We start from the raw sequence: 3,475 nt of genomic DNA, 5'->3' as shown, positions 1-3,475 counted from the left end.
CCGCGCGCCCCGCGACCCCTCCCGCGCGCAACGTGGTGAAGGATTCCTTCTCGGCGGGCACCGCCGCCACCCAGCGCACCGCTGCCGTCAAGGCCGCCCCTCCGGGCGACCACGGCAAGCTGATGAACGACTACCTCACCGGCGCGATCCCGCCCCCGGCGGATTTCGAGCAGGTGATGGGCTACAAGCCCTTCGCCATCCAGACGCCGCACGGGCAGCGCATGCAGGACCCGCACGGCTACGCCTCCGTGCCCGGCCAGATTGGCCCGGTGAAGGAGTTCGACAAGGCGGCCAAGACGCACGACTACGGCTATGACCTGCTGCGTTACTTCGATAAGAAGGGCACGCCGCTGAAGCCGGAGGCCCGCAAGGCGGCGGACAAGCTGTTCCGCAATGACATGTTCGACTACGCGAACGACCAGAAGGGCGCGTTGAACCGCTTCAAGTACCGCACGTGGGCGCAGATCTACGCCACGGCGGTGGAGCTGAACTCCGTTCGCCAGGGCCACGGCCCTCCGTAGTCGGTAGCGAAGCGCATGGATGCCGAAGGGCCAGAAGCTGGGCTGCCCCCCGACCGCGAGGACGTGGTGGCGGCCCTCCTGGCCCACCAGCGCCGTTTCCTGTCGTTCCTGGAGCGGCGTGTGGGAAGCCGGGCCGTCGCGGAGGACCTCTTCCAGACGGCCTTCGCCCGCACCCTGGAGAAGGGTGGGGCGCTGCACGACGGCGAAGGTGCGGTGGCGTGGTTCTACCGCCTGCTGCGCAACGCCCTCGTGGACTACCACCGCAGGCAGTCCGCCGAAGGGCGCGCGCTGGAGGTGGAGGCGCGCGACGCGCAGGCCGCCCCGGAGGACGTGGAGCTGAAGGGCGTGGTGTGCGAATGCCTCGCGGACCTGCTGCCCACGCTCAAGCCGTCCTACGCGGAGCTGGTGCGCCAGGTGGACCTGGAAGGGCGCGCGGTGCCGGACGTGGCGCGCGAGGCGGGCATCACCGCGAACAACGCGGGCGTGCGGCTGCACCGGGCGCGGCTCGCGCTCAAGCGTTCGCTGGAGCGCGGCTGCGGCGCGTGCGCGACGCACGGGTGCCTGGACTGCTCCTGCAAGCCCCGCCGCTGACGGGAGGCTTCAGGGGCAGGTGGCCGTGTCGTCGTTCATGTCGATGTGGACGAGGCCCGTGCCGCCCTGGAACACCTTCGCCGCGAGCGCGGTGGCCTTGCACGTGGGCAGCCGGGCGTTGTCCGTGACGACGAAGTCACCCATCACCCGGGCCAGCTCCTCCAGGCCGAAGTCCGTGAGCAGCGCATTGCCCCGGACCTGGAGGACCGTCACCTCGCGCAGCGCCGTGAAGTCGCTCAGGGTCGGCAGCTTCGGATTGCCCAGGATCTCCAGGAGGGACATCCGGGTCATCAACCCGAAGCCTTCCAGCGACACCAGTTCGTCATTGCCGATGCTGGACACCGCGATCGCGCTTCGCAGTTGGGGCAGGCGGTGCACGCGCTGCAACATCGGGTTGTATTTCACGCTGAAGTCCTGCTCCACCTGGGCCAGCAGGGGCATGTCCCCGGCGGCGGACATCACCGGATTGCCCTGGATGACGATGCGGTCCGCGCGGACGAGGCTTTCGAACCCGGCGGTGTTCGGCAGCTTGGAGTTGTCGGAGATGAACAGGCTGCCCACGGCGGTGAGCTTGCCCATGGGCAGGAGCGTCATGAGCTGGGCGTTCGAGCTCATCTCCAGCACCCCATCCACCTTCTCCAGCCAATCCAGTCCGAAGGGGCCGGCCATCCCGGAGTTGTTCCGCAGGACCACGTCCCCATGCACGTGGGCCAGCTTGAAGAAGGGGTTCTGGGTCAGCCGGAGATTGTCCTGGATGAGGAGCGAGCCCTTGAGCGTGACGACATTGGGCAGCCCTCCTGGGCCCACCACCGCGTTGTTCGCGCGCAGGGTGATGTCGTTGGCGGGCACCACCGCGACCAGCCCCTCCAGGTGGGTGAGCGCGGGGTTGTTCTCCACGGTGAGGCTGTCACCCACCCGCAGCAGGGCACGGGTGGCATTGCCCAGGTTCAACTTGTCGAGCCGGGCATTGTCCCGGAGCTCCACGTTCCCCCCGATGAAGCGCAGGGTGGTCAGGTTCGCGAGCCGAAGGCTGGAGTTGCCCTGCACGATGAGCGAACCGTCGATGATGGACAGCGATGGGAGGTCCGCCTCGGCGAGCGTGGGGGCCTCGATGCGCAGGGTGCCTCGCAGGCGCCCCACCCCGTCGAGCGCGATGAGGTCCACGGCACTCGCGACCACGAAGTCTCCATCGTGGATGCGGGAGGACTGGCACACGTGCACCGTCGTCAGGAAGCCGTTGGGATCCGGTGAACCGTCGCCGTTGGCGTCCTCGAAAGCATTCACGCCAGTGCCGCCCGCGGGGCAGTTCATCCCGCCGGGCTCGGCCTCGTACCTCACGAGCTTCAGGTCGGCGGGCGGCACGTCGCACGCGTAGGCGGTGGCATCCACTTCCGCTGGGGCGAGCACCCCATCCAGGTCCAGGTCCGCGCCCGCCTCCACCACCGAACCCCCGCGGTCGCAGGGGGCAACGGAGCGCGGAACCTCGCGCACCCTCGCGAGCACCGGGGCCGGTTCGTCGCAGCCGTAGACCTCGCGCGAAATCTCCGCGTCCTCCAACAGCCCGTTGCCGTTGGCGTCATGGCCGGCGTGGGTCACCTGCCCGCCCCGGGCACACTGCGCGCCCGGGGCCACCGGGCGCACGCGCACCAGCACGTTGGCGACCGTGGAGGCGCAGACGTAGTCCGTGGCGGAGACCTCCGCGTCGTCGAGCTGCCCGTTGGCGTCCCGGTCCAGTCCGGACTGCACCGCCTGTCCTCCCAGGGCGCAGTTCGCGCCGTGGGGTTCGGCCTGCGTGCGGGTGCGGACCTGGGGGGGAGCGTCGTCGCAGAGGTAGTGGGTGGCGTTGACCTCCTCGTCGTCCAGCTCCCCGTCGCGGTCCTGGTCCAGACCCGTCAGGACCGCCTGACCGCCAAAGGCACAGTGCTCACCGGAGGGCTCGGGGCGGACCCACGTCAGCGCGTCGCGCTGGGTGATTTCGGGGATATCGATGACGTCGCAGCCGCTGCCCATCAAGGCGAGCACCAACCCCCATGTCCCCCAGGTGCGTCGCATTCGTTGCCCTCTCCGTGTGGGCCCCGCCTCGGCTCCCTGTCCATACGGAGCGAGGGGATTTCCCGGGTCGTTTCCCGCGGTGCGTGGCGGATGCTTGCCCGCAAGGCCTTGGAACTCCAAGCGTTGGGGACCTGCCGCGAGTCCGCGTCCTATCGAAAAAGTCCCCCGCTGTGCAGGGCCCGGCTGACTGCCCTGCCTCCATCGGGAGGAACCCGGGGTGCCCCTTCCATGGCCGCCCCACGGTCTCAAGCATGTGTAAGAGCGCGCCGGGTGCCGCGTTGGCCCGGGGAAAGGAGGCCTCACCCCATGAC

General features: G+C 69.5%; 3 protein-coding genes. 2 read left to right on the top strand and 1 reads right to left on the bottom strand.

Features of this window, described 5'->3' with window-relative positions; genetic code table 11:
- Positions 1-521, top strand: a 521-nt coding sequence (locus tag D7V88_RS39910) for a hypothetical protein (protein ID WP_120545742.1), incomplete at its 5' end; no start/stop codon positions are given.
- A gap of 15 nt (positions 522-536) precedes the next feature.
- On the top strand, positions 537-1,112 hold the full coding sequence (locus tag D7V88_RS39905) for an RNA polymerase sigma factor (protein WP_120545741.1): 576 nt from the start codon (positions 537-539) through the stop codon (positions 1,110-1,112).
- 9 nt (positions 1,113-1,121) lie between these two features.
- Here D7V88_RS39905 and D7V88_RS39900 read toward each other — a convergent pair whose 3' ends face one another.
- A complete protein-coding gene (locus D7V88_RS39900; protein WP_147449088.1) occupies positions 1,122-3,164 on the bottom strand; it encodes a DUF7151 family protein in 2,043 nt (680 codons plus the stop codon).
- Positions 3,165-3,475 lie beyond the last annotated feature (311 nt).

Origin of the sequence: Corallococcus terminator, from assembly GCF_003611635.1 — a bacterium.
Lineage (GTDB): Bacteria > Myxococcota > Myxococcia > Myxococcales > Myxococcaceae > Corallococcus > Corallococcus terminator.
Note: the sequence above shows the minus strand (reverse complement) of the source record. Positions and strands in the feature narration are given on the sequence as shown.